The 16,857-nt window shown below is 73.2% G+C and carries 13 protein-coding genes; 8 read left to right on the top strand and 5 right to left on the bottom strand.

Going from position 1 to position 16,857, the window contains the following annotated elements; translation table 11 throughout:
* Window positions 1-33 precede the first annotated feature (33 nt).
* Window positions 34-801 (top strand): SDR family NAD(P)-dependent oxidoreductase, encoded by a 768-nt coding sequence (locus ACQPXD_RS38180; protein WP_432826804.1) that lies wholly within the window; start codon window positions 34-36, stop codon window positions 799-801.
* On the opposite strand, the gene ACQPXD_RS38175 is transcribed toward ACQPXD_RS38180, so the two are convergent.
* Window positions 798-2,102, bottom strand: coding sequence for an NAD(P)/FAD-dependent oxidoreductase (locus ACQPXD_RS38175; protein WP_432826802.1), 1,305 nt, complete (start codon window positions 2,100-2,102; stop codon window positions 798-800). The two genes, ACQPXD_RS38180 and ACQPXD_RS38175, sit on opposite strands and share 4 nt — an antisense overlap.
* Window positions 2,103-2,224: 122 nt before the next feature.
* Between ACQPXD_RS38175 and ACQPXD_RS38170 the strand changes: the two genes are divergently transcribed.
* Window positions 2,225-2,500 carry a plasmid stabilization protein gene (locus ACQPXD_RS38170; RefSeq protein WP_432826800.1) on the top strand — a complete coding sequence of 92 codons (276 nt, stop codon included), beginning with the start codon at window positions 2,225-2,227 and terminating at the stop codon, window positions 2,498-2,500.
* Window positions 2,501-3,008: 508 nt separating this feature from the next.
* Here the strand turns inward: ACQPXD_RS38170 and ACQPXD_RS38165 are convergent.
* Window positions 3,009-4,031 carry a DUF4331 family protein gene (locus ACQPXD_RS38165; protein WP_432826798.1) on the bottom strand — a complete coding sequence of 341 codons (1,023 nt, stop codon included), beginning with the start codon at window positions 4,029-4,031 and terminating at the stop codon, window positions 3,009-3,011.
* 72 nt (window positions 4,032-4,103) lie between these two features.
* Here ACQPXD_RS38165 and ACQPXD_RS38160 point away from each other — a divergent pair, with 72 nt between their 5' ends.
* Together ACQPXD_RS38160 and ACQPXD_RS38155 are read left to right on the top strand one after the other, a co-directional pair.
* Window positions 4,104-4,904, top strand: coding sequence for an L-dopachrome tautomerase-related protein (locus tag ACQPXD_RS38160; RefSeq protein ID WP_432826796.1), 801 nt, complete (start codon window positions 4,104-4,106; stop codon window positions 4,902-4,904).
* Between the two features lie 15 nt (window positions 4,905-4,919).
* The gene (locus tag ACQPXD_RS38155; protein WP_432826794.1) at window positions 4,920-5,405 is read left to right on the top strand and encodes a GNAT family N-acetyltransferase; all 486 of its coding nucleotides are present in this window, start codon (window positions 4,920-4,922) and stop codon (window positions 5,403-5,405) included.
* A 13-nt stretch (window positions 5,406-5,418) separates the two neighbouring features.
* On the opposite strand, the gene ACQPXD_RS38150 is transcribed toward ACQPXD_RS38155, so the two are convergent.
* Complete coding sequence (locus ACQPXD_RS38150) at window positions 5,419-8,406, bottom strand: putative bifunctional diguanylate cyclase/phosphodiesterase (protein ID WP_432826792.1); 2,988 nt, start codon at window positions 8,404-8,406, stop codon at window positions 5,419-5,421.
* A gap of 134 nt (window positions 8,407-8,540) precedes the next feature.
* Between ACQPXD_RS38150 and ACQPXD_RS38145 the strand changes: the two genes are divergently transcribed.
* The gene (locus ACQPXD_RS38145) at window positions 8,541-9,287 is read left to right on the top strand and encodes an N-acetyltransferase (RefSeq protein WP_432826790.1); all 747 of its coding nucleotides are present in this window, start codon (window positions 8,541-8,543) and stop codon (window positions 9,285-9,287) included.
* Between the two features lie 484 nt (window positions 9,288-9,771).
* Here ACQPXD_RS38145 and ACQPXD_RS38140 read toward each other — a convergent pair whose 3' ends face one another.
* Complete coding sequence (locus ACQPXD_RS38140) at window positions 9,772-11,649, bottom strand: diguanylate cyclase domain-containing protein (RefSeq protein ID WP_432826788.1); 1,878 nt, start codon at window positions 11,647-11,649, stop codon at window positions 9,772-9,774.
* A 120-nt stretch (window positions 11,650-11,769) separates the two neighbouring features.
* Here ACQPXD_RS38140 and ACQPXD_RS38135 point away from each other — a divergent pair, with 120 nt between their 5' ends.
* Together ACQPXD_RS38135 and ACQPXD_RS38130 are read left to right on the top strand one after the other, a co-directional pair.
* Window positions 11,770-12,618: an SAM-dependent methyltransferase gene (locus ACQPXD_RS38135; protein WP_432826786.1), complete on the top strand. Its 849-nt coding sequence runs from the start codon at window positions 11,770-11,772 to the stop codon at window positions 12,616-12,618.
* A 41-nt stretch (window positions 12,619-12,659) separates the two neighbouring features.
* A complete protein-coding gene (locus ACQPXD_RS38130) occupies window positions 12,660-14,375 on the top strand; it encodes an EAL domain-containing protein (RefSeq protein WP_432826784.1) in 1,716 nt (571 codons plus the stop codon).
* On the opposite strand, the gene ACQPXD_RS38125 is transcribed toward ACQPXD_RS38130, so the two are convergent.
* Window positions 14,369-15,319 (bottom strand): methionyl-tRNA formyltransferase, encoded by a 951-nt coding sequence (locus tag ACQPXD_RS38125; RefSeq protein ID WP_432826782.1) that lies wholly within the window; start codon window positions 15,317-15,319, stop codon window positions 14,369-14,371. The two genes, ACQPXD_RS38130 and ACQPXD_RS38125, sit on opposite strands and share 7 nt — an antisense overlap.
* Window positions 15,320-15,510: 191 nt before the next feature.
* On the opposite strand from ACQPXD_RS38125, the gene ACQPXD_RS38120 reads away from it, so the two are divergent.
* A complete protein-coding gene (locus ACQPXD_RS38120; RefSeq protein ID WP_432826780.1) occupies window positions 15,511-16,851 on the top strand; it encodes a lysine N(6)-hydroxylase/L-ornithine N(5)-oxygenase family protein in 1,341 nt (446 codons plus the stop codon).
* The last annotated feature ends 6 nt before the right edge of the window (window positions 16,852-16,857 follow it).

The following is a 16,857-nucleotide window of genomic DNA, read 5'->3' as shown; positions in this document are numbered from 1 at the left end:
CAGCGGGACGGGCGGGCCGCGCAGGCTGGGCTCATGAACGGAACACCACTGCTTGAGGGAAAGATCGCCCTGGTCCTGGGGGCCAGCCGGGGGATCGGCGCGGCCGCGGCCCGGCTGTTCGCCCGGGAGGGCGCCACGGTCGTGGTCGGGGCGCGTAGCGAGGACGCGTTGCGCTCGGTCGCCGACGACATCGTCGCGGACGGCGGGAAGGCGTCGTACGTGGTGGCCGACCTGGGCGACACGGCCAGCATCCGGCGGGCCGTGGACGCGGTCGTGGAGCGGCACGGCCGGCTCGACGTCGCGTTCAACAACGCGGGCGCCGGCGTGCCGCCGCATCCCGTCGCCGGCTTCCCGGAGGACGACTTCGACCTGGTCGTGCGGGTCAACTTCAAGGGCGTCTTCTACGCCGTCGGCGCCGAGGTGGAGGCCATGCGCGCCACCGCCGGGGGCGGCGCGATCGTCAACACCAGCAGCGTCGGCAGCCTGATCGCCAACCCGGCGCTGCCCGCCTACGGCGCGGCCAAGCGGGCGGTGAACAGTCTCACCGCGTCCGCCGCCGTCACCTACGCACCGCAGGGCATCCGGGTCAACGCCATCGCGCCCGGGCTGGTGCTCACCGAGATGGTGGCGGAGTGGGAGGCCCACGATCCGGGCGTCGTCGCGCGGATCGTGTCCGGCACGCCGCTGGGCCGGGCCGGCGAGCCGGGGGAGATCGCCGAGGCGGCCGCCTGGCTGCTCAGCGACCGCTCGTCGTTCGTCACCGGCGTGGTGCTGCCGGTGACCGGTGGTACCGCCGCCTAAACGGGATTGCGGGCCAGCTCCGGCGACTCGGTGTCCAGCGGCACGACGCGGCCCGGGACCAGGCCGAGCTGCACGCCCGGGCGCGAGCCGGCGGCGGTGAGCAGCCAGTCCGCGGCGGTGCGCAGCCGGTTGGCGGGCAGCGCGGAGAGGTGGTAGGCCCGGGTCACCGCCCGCGCGAGCAGGCCGGACATCGGCACGTGCAGCGGGTTGGCGGTGGCCTGCCAGCCGCCGAGGTCGACGACGAAGCCGAGGTCGCGGTGCTTGTACCGCTTGCGGGTGCCGGCCCCGTAGGAGGCGGCGATGTTGTGGCCGACCAGCCGGCCCTGCCGCACCGCGTGCTGGGCGGTCAGCTGGGTGTACCGGCCGGGGCGGTGCAGGTCGGGCACGGCGGCGGCGTCGCCGCAGGCGTAGATGTCGGGGTGACCGGCGACGTTGAGGTGCGCGTCGACGCGGACCCGGCCCTGGTCGGTCGGCAGCCCGGCGCGCTCGACGACCGGGTCGGGGCGCACGCCGACGCACCACACGAGCGTGCGCGACGGGATGAACCGGTCGTCGGTGAGCCGCACGCCGTCGGCGGTCGCCTCGCGCACCGAGGTGCCGAGGTCGACGGCGACGCCGCGCCGGCGCAGCACCCGCTCGGCGCCGGCCGCCATGCGCTTGTCCATGCCGGGCAGCACCTGGTCGGCGATGTCCAGCAGCAGCCAGCGCGGCGGCGTGTCGTGCAGCCGGGGGTGGCGCTCGGCGATGGCGGCGGTGAGCAGCTGTCCCTGGGCGGTGACCTCGGTGCCGGTGTAGCCGGCCCCGACGACCACGAACGTCATCCGGGCGGTCCGCTCGGCCGGGTCCTCGGCGGCGTCGGCGAGCTCGACCTGGCGCACCAGGTGGTCACGCAGGAACAACGCCTCGGGGATACCGCGGAAGCCGTGCGCGTGGTCGGCGACGCCGGGGATCGGCAGCAGCTTCGTGACGCTGCCGGCGGCGAGGACGAGCCGGTGGTAGCCGAGGTGGCCGCGCTCGCCCTCCGGACCGGTGTAGGAGACGGTCCGCGCCTCGGGGTCGACGGCGTCGACCTCCCCGACGATCAGCCGGACGCCGGGCAGCGTGTCCTGCAGCGGTACGCTGACCGCCCGCGGGTCGAGCGCGCCGCCGGCGACCTCGGGCAGCAGCGGCAGGTACAGGAAGTAGTCGGTCGGGTTGATCACCACGACCTCGGCGCCGCCGCGGGCGCGCCGCAGCAGCGTCCGGGCGGCCTGGTAGCCGGCGAAGCCGGCCCCGACGATGACGATCCGCGGTTCGGCCATGACCGGGCCCCTACCCGGGCGGAGCCAGTCCATGCGAATTGCCCGCGGTCGGGGTGACCCGTCGCAACGTGGGTAACACACGACCATGTGAATCGCGCAAGTCAGCGAAGGAGGAGTGAAAAGTGCCACGGCAGTCCTGGAGCAACAAGCGTGAGCGGCAGTACGAACACGTGAAGGACAGCGAGCGCGAGCGCGGCCGGTCGCCGCAGCGTTCGGAGGAGATCGCCGCGCGGACCGTGAACAAGCAGCGTTCCCGTTCGGGCGAGGCCCGCTCCACCGGCGGCCGGGGTCGCTCGAGCGGCCAGTCCAAGGAGCAGCTGTACAACGAGGCCAAGCGGCGCAACATCAAGGGCCGTTCGAGCATGACCAAGGCCGAGCTGGAGCGCGCCCTGCGCTAAAGGCCCTCGTCAGGGGTGTGTGCCTCGTCGTTCCGGCGCGGCCCCGGCCGGTGTCGGCCGGGACTCATCCGGGTCGTCGGGGCACCGGCCCACCGCGCCGCCTGCAACCGGTGGGCTGCCGCACTCCGGCTGGGGCGGGTGAACGGGGCCAGGGCGCCGGCTGCGGCGCCTCCGCGGGCGGCAGGCGGTCGCCGAGGAGGCGATAAGTCTCCGTGATCATGCATGTGGCCGTCCCGGCACCACGAGTTTTTCATGATCGCGGAGACATAATGCCTGCATGGGTACACGTTCACTCCGTGATCATGAGGAACCCATGGTGTGCGCCGTGGCGTTGGCATGATCACGGAGACATGCTGTTCGCGTGGTCGCTGTCCGGCCGCAGAATACGGCCGGAATCGGATTTATCGCCTGACAGGGTATAAATCCGAAAAGTCCGGACACGAAGTGTCTGGACTTTTCGTCCCGGACTGCGGCTTAGGTGGGCAGGCCGGGCCTGGCTAAACGGCGCTCAGGCTGGGACGACGTAGGGGAAGTCCGCCGCGCGCAGCCGGTCCGCCGTGGATGGCTTGAGCCCGGACGGTACCGCCGTGTTCGTCACCAGCGACAGCATCGCCTCGGGCGCGTTGTCGGCGCGCGTGCGGCCGTTGCGGGCGGCGAAGCCGTAGGCGGCCGGCGTGCCCACCACGTAGGGCAGGACGTCGGGCAGCAGCTCCCGGGCCACGATCCGGCCGTAGCCCTGCGGATCGTCCGAGGTTCCGGCGGCCGCGACCGCCGCGGCGACCCGCTCACCGAGGTAGGCGCCGTCGGCGCCGTAGTCCTGCGACGGGTGCCGGGTGTTGGCCGGGTTGGTGAACTGCGTGTCGTCGGGCCAGAAGATCGGCCACATCATCGGGTGGCCGGCCCGGTTGATCTGCCGCCAGCCGCCCGCGTCGGTGGCGAGCTTCGTGGCGCACCAGACGCCGATACGGGTACCGGGGTGCAACTGCGCCTGCTCGTGGGAGACCTCCAGCACGATCGAGTCGACGGTGGTGCCGTCGAAGCTGTTCTCCGCGCGCTCGGGCCGCCACGCCGACAGGTCGAGCGCCGCGCCGTCGTGTACCGCCGAGTTGACCATGGCGAGCAGGGACAGGTCGATGTAGAAGGCGTCGGCGACGCGCCCGGCCCAGATCCGCACGTCCGGCCCGGTGACCGTCTCGCCGGTGCGGCCCTCCAGCAGCAGCTCGCCCTCGGCCAGGTCCTCGCGGGCCTCGGCGCCGCTCAGGACGTGCAGCCGCAGCGGCTGCCGCCCGTCCGGGCCGGGCGGGCCGAAGGAGCACCGGTAGGTGAGCGTCTCGAAGTCGGCGTCGCCGGGGTGCACCTTGAACTCGTAGCGCGCCTCCGGGTGGAAGCCTGGCTCGGCGTAGGCGCCGGTGATGTTCGAGTTGACGTCCATCACGAGCACGGTGCCGCGCTCGCCGGGGAAGACGTAGAGGTCGTCGAGGTACAGCTGGCCGTTCTGGGCCGCCAGCGGCGTGTCGAGGTGGTGGGACATGCGGGCCTGACTACCCGCGCCGCGGCCGAATATCGGTGGTTTCGGTCCGCCCGCGGCGGGCAGCGTCCGGCGATGACCGAGACCGCGGCCACCGAGGACCGGCGGATCGTCCCGGCGCTGTCCAACGATCGCGTCTGCAACGCCGTCGCCACCGGCGAGGGCCGGGTGTTCGTCGGCTACCCCTCGGCGGACGGGCCGGGGCTGCAGGTCGCCGAGGTGACCGCCGCGGGCCGGCGGATCCCCTACCCGGACGAGGCGTGGAACGCGGTCCTCGACGACCACGAGCCCGACGGCGCCTTCGTCCACGTCAATGCCCTGCGGATCGGCCCGGACGGGCAGCTCGACCACCACCCCAGCACCGTCGGCGGCCCGCTGCGCGCCGACGGCCAGGTCCTGCGCGGGCGCGACGGCGACGAGATCCGCCTGCACGCCGACCAGCTCGAGGTGTCCCCCGACGGGCGGTACCTCTACTACCAGCCGGCCTCCGGCGGCCTGGCCCGGGTCGAGACCCGGCTGCTGGACGACCCGGCCGTGCCCGCCGAGGCGCTGGCCGGCGCGGTGGAGGACTGGCTGGCCACGCCCGCCACCGGCGGTACCGCCATCGACGCGACCGGCACCATCTACCTCAGCGACGTCGACCGGCGGCGGATCCTCGCCATCGCCCCGGACCGCACCGTGCGCACCGTCGCCGCCGATCCCCGGCTGGTGTGGGTCGACGCGATGTGGATCGACGCCATCGGCGAGCTCTGGCTGCCCGCCGCCCAGCTCAACCGGGCGCCCGGGCTGGCCAGCCGCACGCAGGGCGTGGACTACCCGACCTGGATCTACCGCATGCCGATCGGGGCCGGCCCTGCACCCAACGACCACGGGTAATTAATCTTGAGATGTATGAGGTTACGGCCGTACACCGAGCAGGACCGCTGGCTGACCGAGGCCCTCGAGACCGACCCGGACGTCATGCGCCACCTCGGCGGCCCGGCCCCGCTCGGGCGGGTGCCGGGCGTGCACGAGCGGCGCCTGCGCGACGGCGGCGGCGAGTGGTTCCGCACCGTGCTCGCCGACCCGGACGACACCCCGGCCGGGGTGGTGGCCGTATTCCGCAGCGCCTGGCAGGACGAGGAGATCGCCGAGCTCGGGGTCATGCTGCTGCCCGGCCGGCAGCGGCGGCACGGGCTGGCCGTCGGGGCGGTCCGGCTGATCGTGACGGAGGTGCGCGCGTCCGGGCTGGTGCCGCGGATCCACGCGTTCATCGGCGTGGACAACGTGGCCGCCGCGGCGGTGGCCCGCCGGATCGGGTTCGCCGGCGCCGGGGTGGTCGACCTCGACTACGAGGGCGAGCCGATCCGCTGCGGGCACTGGGTGCTCGAGCTCTGAGCCGGCGGGCGGGCTACGCGGCCGGCTGCACCTGCGCGGCGGCCACGTAGGCCGCGTCGAGCCACGGCGGCAGGTCGGCGTAGGGCAGCGGCCGGGTGAACAGGTAGCCCTGGCCGTAGCCGCAGCCGAGCTCGATGAGCAGCTGGCGGTGCGTCGCGGTCTCGATGCCCTCGGCGACCACGTCGAGGTCGAGGGTGCGGGCCAGCTGAACGATGCCGTGCACCAGGTCGTGCTGGCGGCGGGAGGTGGCGATGGTGTCCACGAAGGACTTGTCCAGCTTCAGCCCGTCGACCGGCACCCGGTGCAGGTAGCTCAGGGAGGAGTACCCGGTGCCGAAGTCGTCGATGGACACCCGGATCCCGGCCGCCCGCAGCGCGGCGAGGTCGGCGTTGATCCGCTCGTCGTCGCCGAGCAGCAGGCTCTCGGTGATCTCGATGGTGAGCGCGCCGGACTCCAGCCCGGCCCGGGCCAGCTCGGTGAGCACCCGCTGGACGAAGCCGGGGGAGCGGAACTGCCGTACCGACACGTTGACGCTCATCCCGAGCTCGGCGGACGGGTACCGCTCGCGGAACCGCACCGCGGCGGCGATCGCGTGCCGCATCACCCAGTCGCCGAGCGGCACGATAAGGCCGCACTCCTCGGCGATCTCGATGAACTCCAGCGGCGGCACCAGCCCCAGCGCCGGGTGCTGCCAGCGCACCAGCGCCTCGAACCCGCGCGGCAGCCCCGAGCGCAGGTCCACGATCGGCTGGTAGTGCAGCACGAACGCGTCGTCGGCGAGCGCCTGGTCGAGGTCGGTGCGCAGCCGCATGCGGCGCATGGTGCGCGCGTCCATCGCCGGCTCGTAGCGCCGCCAGCGGTTGCCGGTGGCCTTCGCGCTGTTCAGCGCCACGTCCGCGGTGGCCAGCAGATGCGCGGCGTCGGCCGCGTCGTCGGTCGTGGCCACGCCGATGCTCGGCTGCGCGGTGACGGCGCTGCCGGCGACCACGAACGGCGCGCCGGACTCGTCGAGGATCCGCTGGGCGAGCTCCTCGACGCGGTCCACCTCGTCGCCGGTGACCAGGACGCCGAACTCGTCGCCGCCGAGCCGGGCCACGGTCGCCGCGCCCGGGCACGCCGCGGCCAGCCGCCCGGCGAAGGCGCGCAGCAGCTCGTCGCCCACGTCCTGGCCCATGGTGTCGTTGACGGTGCGGAAGCCGTCGATGTCGATGAGCAGCACCGCGGCCGGCGCACCGCCCTCCCGGGCGGCCTCGGCGGTGGCCGCGTGCACGCCGTCCTGGAAGCGCAGCCGGTTGCCCAGGCCGGTCAGCTGGTCGCGGTACGCCCGGTCGAGCAGCTCCCGCTCCAGCCGGCGGCGGTCGGTGACGTCGTGCAGGGTGAGCACCCGGCCGGCCACCGTCGGCTCGCCGGTGAGGTCGCGGACGGTGACCTCGACCTCGGCGCTGGTGCCGTCGCCGCGGCGCGCCAGGTGCAGCTCGCCGCCGTCGACCGCGGGCTCGCCCGTCACCGGCAGCAGCAGCTCCTGGATCGACCCGCCGACCACGTTGCCGCCGAAGAGCTGCCGGGCCGAGGGGCTCGCGTAGCCGATCCGGTCGTCGTCGCCGACGATGAGGATCACGTCGGTGGCGTTGAGGACCAGGGTGCGGAAGTACGCCTCGCTGTTGCGCCGGGTGATCTCCCCGTTGAGCTTGATGTGGTCGATCATGCTGGCCGCCTGACCGGCCAGCACCCGCGCCGACTCCTGCAGCTCCACCAACGCCCGCTCGTCGCCGGCCACCCACAGCTCGCCGATGCGCACGCCGCCGATGGACAGCGCGCAGCGCAGCGCGAGCTCGAAGCCGGCCAGGTCGCGGGCCAGCCCGGCGGGCAGCTGGGAGACGTAGTGCATGCCCATCGCCGCCGAGTCGCCCGACTCCGGCACGCCCCGCTCGTGGACCTGCAGCACGGTGCGGTGGGCGGTGCCGGCGCGCAGCAGCGAGCCGATCGCGCCCCGCACGACCCGGTCGACCGCGGACACCTCGGTCGCCGACAGCAGCGCCTCGCAGGCCCGGCGCAGCTCGCGCTCGCGGGCCAGGGTGTGCCCGACGCTGCGGGCGGCCAGCCACACCCGGCTCAGCGACAGCGCGACCAGCGTGGCCGAGCCGACCGAGATGACCAGGCCGTTGTTCACCGGCCCGGACAGCGCCTCGGCGAACAGGATGCCGGGCGCCACCAGCGAGGCGATGCCCAGCGCCGCCCGCCGCGGCTTGAGCAGCGTCGTGCCGACCACCCGCGGCTCGGTGAGCTGCACCATCGACGGGTGCAGCGCGGCGAGGCCGCCGGCCACGTAGAAGACGATCCAGCCGAGGTCGATGAAGCTGCCCAGGTTCCAGTCACCTTCGAGGCGGCGCAGGCTGAACACGACGTCGGAGATGAGCAGCACGGCGCCCGAGGTGAGCAGCAGCGCCACGCTCCAGCAGCGGCGGGCCTCGAGCGCCAGCCGGGCCATGATGGCCAGCAGCAGCACGTCGCAGAGCGGGTAGGCGACCGACACCGCCTTCTGGGCCGCGTCGAGGCCGGGGTCGCTCAGATACGGGTCGATGAGGAACACCCAGGCCAGCAGCCCGGCGCCGGCGGTGAAGATCAGCGAGTCGATGGCGGTCGCCCAGTCGCGGGTGCGCGCCCCGGACCGGCTCAGCCGCAGCAGGCCCAGCAGCAGCAGCGGGAACGTGGCGCCCAGGCTCACCGCGTCGGTGATCGACGGGAAGGCGTCGGAGTGCAGCACCTCCGTCTGCACGACCCCGGTCGCGGTACCCACCGCGAGGGCGAACGAGCCGGCGGCCCACAGCGCCCAGGGCAGGCGCCGGCGGGGCCGGTGCCGGGCGATGCCGTAGCCGATCGCCGCGACGGTGCTGAGCACGATGCCGGCGAAGCACAGCAGGCCCGCCGCCGGTACCAGCACGTAACAGGCGGCAAGCAACAGTGCACAGATCGCATACGCCCAGGCGACACGCCTTGTCACGGCCGCTCCCTCCTGCGCGCCAAGGGCTACTGTGTCGTGCCGATCGAAGGCGGGCAAGGTCCGATCCGCCAGCACTTGTATCGGCCGGGCGGACGGCAGGATAAAGGTTCTTCCCCATCTGGCAGGGTGCGGAAATGGACTTTTCCTGGCTCGAGGTGACCACGCTCGCCGAGCGGCCCGACCGCCTGCCGCTGACCGCGGCCTTCGACGATCCGACCGTCGCGCCGTTTCTCTACCAGGACCCGGTCTCCGCCGCGCTGTTCCCGGACCTGGTCGCCCGGCACCCGCAGTACACGCTGCTGGCGGTGGAGCGCGACGGCGGGCGGCCCGCGGCGATGCTGTGCACGCTGCCGTTCACCGCGGGCGAGGCCCTGCCGCCGGGCGGCTACGACGCGGTGCTGCTCGCCGCCGCCGCGGACGCGCTGGCGGGGCGCACCGGGGCGGACGTGTCGGCGCTCTTCGCCACGGTGCGCCCGGACCTGCGCGGCCGGGGCGTGTCCGGCCATCTGCTGGGCCTGGCCCGGCGCAACGCCGCCCGGCTCGGGCACGCGGCGCTGCACGCGCCGGTCCGCCCGACCCACAAGCACCTGCATCCGCTGGTACCGCTGGAGCAGTACGTGGCCCGGCGCCGCCCGGACGGCACCGCCGCCGATCCGTGGCTGCGGGTCCATGAGCGGGCCGGGGGCCGGTTCGTGGCGGTGGCGCCGCACTCGATGACGATCACCGCCGCGCTGCCGCGGTGGCGGGAATGGACCGGCCTGCCGTTCGACGCGCCGGGCCCGGTCGTGGTGGCCGGCGGGCTGGGGCCGGTGCTGTGCGACCCGGACCGCGACATCGCCACCTACGTCGAGGCCAACGCCTGGTACCGCCACGACCTGTGACCCGGTCACGTCCGCGGCGCCAGGCCCCGCCCCGGTCGACGGCGGCGCAAGTCCGATAAGTCGGGCGCTCCGCGCCACGACTTATCGGACATATCACGATAAAGCAGCATCTCCCTGCGGCTCGCAGGAAGTCTCCGCGATCATGCGCAACTCGTCGCCGTTCACCGACTTTTTCATGATCGCGGAGACTTGATGTACTCAGGTGTACGGCAAGTCTCCACGATCATGAAAAACCGCTGGTGTCTACGGCGACGACTGCATGATCGCGGAGAGTTCATGCCGGTGCGCTGCCGAGTTGTGGTGACTTATCGGGATATGTCGGCTGTCGGGGTATAAGTCCGAAAAGTCGTGGCGCGGAGCGCCCGACTTTTCGTTTCGCTCTTGGCGCCGCGGACCTGGCAGGGCCGGGGCCGCCCTTTAGGCGTGCCCCGGCCCGGTGTCTGACGGGAGCAACGGTCGGCAGTTGCGCGGACCGGAGTCATCTTTACCGGGGCGCGGCGGCCTCGCGGGCGCGGCCGTGCTTGGCGGAGTACATGGCGGCGTCGGCGACCCGCAGCAGGTCGTCGGCGCGCGACAGCGCCCCGCAGGCGATCCCGATGCTGGCCCGGATCGCCACCCGTGCCCCGTCGATCGGCACCGGCTCGGCGAAGGCCTCGTGCACCCGCAGGGTCAGGTCCTCGGCGTGGGACAGCGTCGTGCCGGGCAGCAGCACGGCGAACTCGTCGCCGCCCAGCCGGGCCACCGTGTCGGCGGCCCGCACGCAGCGGCGCAGCCGGACCGCGACGGTCCGCAGCAGCGCGTCGCCGGCGTGGTGGCCGTAGGTGTCGTTGACGGCCTTGAATCCGTCCAGGTCGATGATCAGGATCGATGCCGTGCCGCCGGCCTCGGCGATCTTGTCGGCGAACAGCGCCCGGTTCGCCAGGCCGGTCAGCGGGTCGTGGGTCGCCTCGTGCTGGAGCTGCTCCTGGTAGGCGACGACCTCGGTGATGTCGTGGGCGTTGTACACCACGCCGCGGATGCTCGGCACGTGCAGCAGGTTGGTGGCGACCGCGGACAGCCAGCGGTTCGAGCCGTCCCCGTGCGGCACCTGCAGCCGCAGCGTCGTGCTGGTGCCGGGCCGGGCGAGCAGGTCGGCGAGCTGCTCGCGCAGCTCTTCGCGGCAGCCGGGCACGGTCAGGTCCTCCACCCGCCGGCCGATCACCGCCTCGGCCGGCACGCCGAGCGCGCGCTCCAGGGCGGGGCTGGCGTAGGAGACGATCTGCTGCGCGTCGGCGATGACGGTGACGTCGGAGGAGTGCTGGACCAGCGCCCGGAATCGCTCCTCCTGCTCGCGCAGCGCCCGCATGGTGCGGGCGACCTCGCCGAGCAGCCGGGCGTTGTCGGTGAACGCGATGAGCTGCCGGGTCACCACGATGCCGGTGACCACGACCACCCCGATGACCACGCCCCAGACCCGCACGGTCAGCGTGCCGCCGCTGAGCGACACGACCAGCAGCCCGAAGGCCGCCGCCACCCCGATGTACGGCAGCAGACTGAACGGCCGCATCCGGCGGCGGGCTAGGACGTCGGGATCGGCGTGCAGGTTGACCTCGTTGATCCGGGGTACCGCGGCCAGCAGTGCGCAGGGCACGAGGCGGACCAGCATCGCCACCGTGGGCATGGACATCTGCATCAGCCCCGGCGTCAGCCCGGTGCTCAGGCCGATCAGCACCCCGGCCAGGCCGGCGCTCCACCCGGCGATCGGGGTGAATGGCATGTTTCGCCCGAGCATCAGCTTGACCAGGCCGAACGACCCGGCCAGGCTCGCCCCGGCGGAGGCCAGCGGCAGCAGCAGCCCCAGGCCGCCGGCGCGCAGATCGACGCTGGGTGACAAATACCACACGAAGACGGCGGTCGCCGCGACGACCGTGGCGGCGTCCAGGACGAACCGCAGCCGCTCCCGCCCGGTCGTGCGGGTGGGGTGGATGACCATGGCGATGAGGGTGACCAGCGACCCGAGCGTGATCAGCGCCGACTGCGTCGAGCTGCCCTGGACCATGCCGGCGACCGGATTGGCGAACGTCTGGGCGCCCTGGATCGTGTCGCCCGCCGTGAACAGCACCGCGGCCGCGGCCATGAGCCGCCAGAACCGCCGGGTGGAGCCCGTCACGGCGGCGCTCATCCGGGCCGTGAGGACCGCGAACACCACGTCGAGCAGCACCTGGATCGGCCAGAACAGGGCGATCTTGGACCCGGTGAAGCCGGGCAGGAGATACCACGCGGTGCAGGCCACGGTGAGGATGAGCAGTGCGCGCAGCACCGGATCGCGCAGCAGTGCGGCCGTGGCCGACTGACGCGATCGCTCCTCACCGGGTGTGCTCACGGCACTCCATTTCATTTGCGCCGGACTCTACCGCGTGTACGGGTACCGTAGAGTGCCGTCCTTATCGTCCATACGGCGGTTGATCTGAGTAAGGATGAACATGCGGAAGGGCTGGCGGCGTTGACCGAGTGGGTGCCCGAGGGGGTCGACGTCACCGCGCCGAACGCCGCCCGCGCCTACGACTTCGCGCTCGGCGGCTTCCACAACTTCGAGGTCGACCGCCAGTTCGTCACCGAGGCGGCCCGGATCTGGCCCGAGGTCATCGAGCTGGCGCACGTCAACCGGGCCTTTCTCGGCCGGGCCGTGCGGTGGCTGGTCGACGCGGGCATCCGGCAGTTCCTCGACATCGGCTCGGGGATTCCGACGCTCGGCAACGTCCACGAGGTGGCGCAGGACGTCGCCCCCGACTGCCGGGTCGCGTACGTGGACCTGGACCCGGTCGCGGTCGCCCACGCCCAGCGGATCCTGCGCGACGACCCGCGGTCGGTGGCGGTGCGGGCCGACCTGCGCGACCCGGCGAGCATCCTCGGCCACCGCGACGTCGTCGGGCTGCTCGACCTGGCCGAGCCGACCGCGGTGCTCATGGTGGCCGTGCTGCACTTCATCGAGGACGACGCCGAGCCGCCCCGGATCATCCGCGAGATCTCCGACGCTCTCGTCGGCGGCAGCTTCCTGGCGATCTCGCACGGGGTGCCGGCGCTCGGCACGCTCGCCGGTCAGGCCGCGGTGAGCCAGATGTACCGGCGCACGCCGACGGCGTTCCGGCCGCGCCCGGTCGCCCAGATCACGGGCTGGCTGGACGGCTGGGAGCCGGTGGCGCCGGGGATCGTGCCGATCAACGGCTGGCGCCCGGAGCCGGATGAATGCGGCGCGGCGCCGGTGGCCGCGGTCGGCGTGGTGGCCCGCAAGCAGCCGGACGGCGTCATCCGAACGGATTACCCTCCGCCGACCGGACAGACCCCATACTGAGGTTGCTCCGCTCCGCAACGGCCGGCAGGGACAGGGGCCACATGTCAGCGGTTCCATCAGAGGGGATCGCGGCGCTCGCGAGCGCCTGGGAAGCCGATCTGCCACGCACCAGCTTCGTTCCCGGCGGCCGCGACCGGCGCCGCCGTGTGCTGCACGAGCTCATCGAGCATCTGGCGGCCGCGCTGACCGGCCCGGCCGGCGAGCCCGGCGCCGGGCAGCGGGTGGGCCAGGAGCTGGTGCGCAACGCCATGACCGATCCGCAGATCATGGCCGCGACCGTGCGCTTCCTGCGCCAGGGGCTGCTGGACGGCCTCGGGCTCGGCGGGCCCGGGCCGGTCGAGCGGCTCACCGTCCTGCTGGACGAGATCGCGCTGGGCTTCGTCACCGCGCTCGTGGACCATGTGCGCACCGCGGCGGAGCACAACGCCCGCGACGAGCGGGCGGCCTGGCGCGAGTACCAGCAGCAGGTGCGGGACGCGGCCAACTTCGCGCTGAACCACGACGCCGCCACCGGGCTGCCGAACCGCAACCTGCTGATCGACTACCTCGACCGGGTGCTGGCCGAGGGCCGCTCGGCGCGCGTCGCGGTGTGCCAGGTCGCCATCGATCACCCCGGCACCGGGGCCGAGTCGGTGCGGCAGCTGCACGACATGGCCGCCCGGCTGCGGGCCCTGGCCAGCGAGCGCGAGTTCTTCGTGGCCCACCTCGACGACGAGCATTTCGTCCTGGTCGAGGAGGACACCACCGGGCCGGACGACGCGGTCAAGGCGGCCGACGCCGTGCTGCGCACGCTGATGCCGTCCGGGCTCGCCCCCCGCTTCCGCACCGCCGTGCGCGTCCGCGTCGGCGCCGTCGAGCAGGAGACCGAGGGCGCCACCACGGTGGCGCTGCTGCGTGCCGCGCGCACGGCGCTGCGCTGGGCCTATGCCAGCGAGGGGCCGTCCGCGTGGGCGCTGTTCGACCCCGGCCGGGCCGCGGACTACCTGCGCCGCCGGCGGCTGGCCGACGAGCTGCGCGTGGCCGAGCCGTCCGGCGTCGACCTGGTGTACCAGCCGATCCTGCGGCTGCGCGACTCGTCCGTCGCCGGTTTGCACGCCCGGCCGAGCTGGTGCGGCGCCGACGGCGTGCCGGTCGGGGCGCCGGAGCTGATGGAGCTGGCCGGCGCGGCGGGAGTACGCCCGGCGATCGAGCGGAAGGTGCTGGCCGCCGCCTGCGCGCAGGCGGCCCGCTGGTGCGACGACCCGGGGCCGCCGTTCGTCAGCGTCGAGATCGGCGCCGGGCAGCTGGCCGAGCCCGGGTTCGTCGGCGCGGTCGCGGCCGTCCTCGACGCCTCGGGCCTGCCGCCGGGCCGCCTGCAGCTCGCGGTCGACGACGGCGCCCTGTGCCGGCCGGACGGCGACGTCCGGATGGTCCTCGACGGGCTGGACGGCCTCGGCGTCGCGCTGGCCGCCAACACCCTGGGCGCCGGGCAGGCCACGCTCATCGACACGCCGGTCACCGCGGTCAACCTCGACCCCGGGTTCATCGAGGGCGTGACGCCGCTGGCCGGGCGGTACCGCTCCGCCACCACCCGGGTCGCCTGGGTCCTGGACATGCTGCACGACCTGGACTTCACCGTGACCGCGGTCGGCGTGCGCAACCTCGCGCAGTACGAGACGCTCTTCGACCTCGGCTGCGACCAGGCCCGCGGCGACTATCTCGCCCGGCCCCTGCCCGCCGCCGAGGTCGACCGCCTGCTGGACCGCAAGCCCTACTGAGGGCGGCCGGTCAGGTAGCCGCCCATGGTGCGGAAGTAGTCGAGCGCCGCGAGCTCGGTGCCGTCGTCGGTGCGCACCCGCTCGATGGCCAGGCCGTGACCGGTGCCGCGGCGCGCCTCGGCGCCGGCGACGATGACGACGGCGTCGCCCTCGCGGATGAAGATGCGCCCGGGGGTACCGCCGTAGCGGCCCTCGGACACGGATGCGGCCACGATGCGCAGGCGCTGTCCCTTGTGGTAGGTGAAGGCGTTCGGGTACGGATCGGACTGCGCCCGCACCAGCCGGTCGAGCTCCTCGGCGGACCAGGTCCAGTCGATGCGGCTGTCCTCGTCCGAGCGCTTGTGGAAGAAGCTGGCCCGGGACCGGTCCTGCGGCGTCCAGTCGGTGCGGCCGGAGGCGATGAGGGCCAGCGCGTCGACGGTGATCGGGCCGAACAGCTCGAGCGTCTTGTGGAACAGGTCGGTCGTGGTGTCGCGGGGGCCGACAGCGACGGCCCGCTGCAGCACGATGTCGCCGGCGTCGAGCTCGCCGTCCATCATGTGCGCGGTGACCCCGACCTCGGGCTCGCCGTTGATCAGCGCCCAGATCAGCGGGGAGAAGCCGCCGTAGGCCGGCAGCAGCGAGTCGTGCACGTTCAGCGTGCCCAGCCGCGGCAGCTCGAAGATGCGCGGCGGGATCCAGGTCCGCCAGTTGGTGGCGACGATGACGTCCGGCTCGGCCCGCTTGAGCGCGTCGAGCAGCTCCTCGTCGTCGGGCCGGTCGCGGATCAGCACGTCCACGCCGTGCGCGGCGGCGAGGTCCGCGACCGAGTCGCCCCAGATCCGCTCGTACGGGTGGTCGCTCGCCGGATGGGTCACGACCAGCGTGACCTCGTGCACGGAGGCCAGCAGTGCTTGCAGGGTGCGGTGCCCCCAGGTCTGGTACCCGAACATGACGATGCGCATGGCTTCCTCCAGGCGGGGAGTACGGCGGTCACGCCCATCGATCGCGAAGTTAGGTTAGTCTAGCCTCACTAAGTCGATCGAGCGGGTCGTGACAACGGCGGCGAACTAAGGTTAGGCTACCTTAACTTCGTGCGCCTGGGACGCCGGAGCTGGGGTCGCCGAGCCGGGCTCGGCGTGAGGATGGGACAGCGATGGCACAGACCCGCCACGATCTTGCGGTGCCGGTGTACGACCTGGTCGGGGTCGGGTTCGGCCCGTCGAATCTGGCCCTGGCGATCGCCGTGGTCGAGCACGACGACACCGCCGGCGCCGGCGTCGACGCCGTGTTTCTGGAGCGCCAGCCCGGCTTCGGCTGGCACCGCGGCATGCTCATCGAGGACGCGACGATGCAGGTGTCGTTCCTCAAGGACCTGGTCACGCTGCGCAACCCGCAGAGCTCCTTCAGCTTCCTGTGCTACCTGCAGGAGTGCGGCCGCCTCATCGACTTCGTCAACCACAAGAGCCTGTTCCCGCTGCGCATCGAGTTCCACAACTACCTCGAGTGGGCCGCCACCCGCGTCGACGCCATGGTCCGCTACGACCACGAGGTGACCCGGGTGATCCCGGTCGTCGCCGACGGCGTCGTCGAGGCGTTCGACGTCGAGGCCCGCGACGGCAGCGGCGCCGTCAGCACCTTCCGCGCCCGCAACGTCGTGCTCGCCGGCGGCCTCCGCCCGGCCCTGCCGCCCGGCGTGACCGCGTCGCGGCGTGTGTGGCACAGCCGCGACCTGCTCACCAACGTCGAGCGGCTGGACGGCGCCGAGCCGTCCCGGTTCGTCGTGGTCGGCGCCGGGCAGAGCGCCGCCGAGGTCACCGCCTTCCTGCACGAGCGGTACCCCCGATCCGAGATCTACGGCGTGCTCAGCCGCTACGGCTACAGCCCGGCCGACGACACCCCGTTCGCCAACCGCATCTTCGACCCCGACGCGGTCGGCGAGTTCTTCGCCGCCTCCCCGCGGGTCAAGTCGATGCTGCTGAACTACCACGGCAACACCAACTACTCCGTCGTGGACACCGAGCTCATCGAGACGCTCTACCGCCGGGTGTACCGCGAGAAGGTCCTCGGCAACCCCCGCCTCCGCCTGCTCAACGTCACCCGGCTGGCCGCCGCCGACGACGACGGCGAGCGGGTCGCCGTGACGCTGGAGGCGATGCTCACCGGCGAGCGCACCGTTCTGCCGGCCGATGTACTCGTCTGTGCCACCGGCTACCGCCCCGCCGACCCGTTCGAGCTGCTCGGCGACCTCGCCGCCCGCTGCGAGCGCGACGAGCACGGCTTGGCCCGCATCGACCGCGACTACCGCCTGCGCACGGACGACGGCGTGCGGGCCGGCATCTACCTGCAGGGCGGCACCGAGCACACGCACGGCCTGAGCTCGTCGCTGCTGTCCAACACCGCGCTGCGCTGCGCGGAGATCCTCGCCTCCGCGCTCGCCGGCCGCGACGCCGCGCCCGCCCTGTCCGGACCCGTCCGGGCCGGCCTCTACGCGTGACCCCGC

Origin of the sequence: Dactylosporangium sp. CA-092794, assembly GCF_050948465.1 — a bacterium.
In the GTDB taxonomy this organism is placed as follows: Bacteria; Actinomycetota; Actinomycetes; order Mycobacteriales; family Micromonosporaceae; genus Dactylosporangium.
The sequence above is the reverse complement of the archived record's forward strand: the minus strand, read 5'-3'. Positions and strand labels throughout refer to the sequence as shown.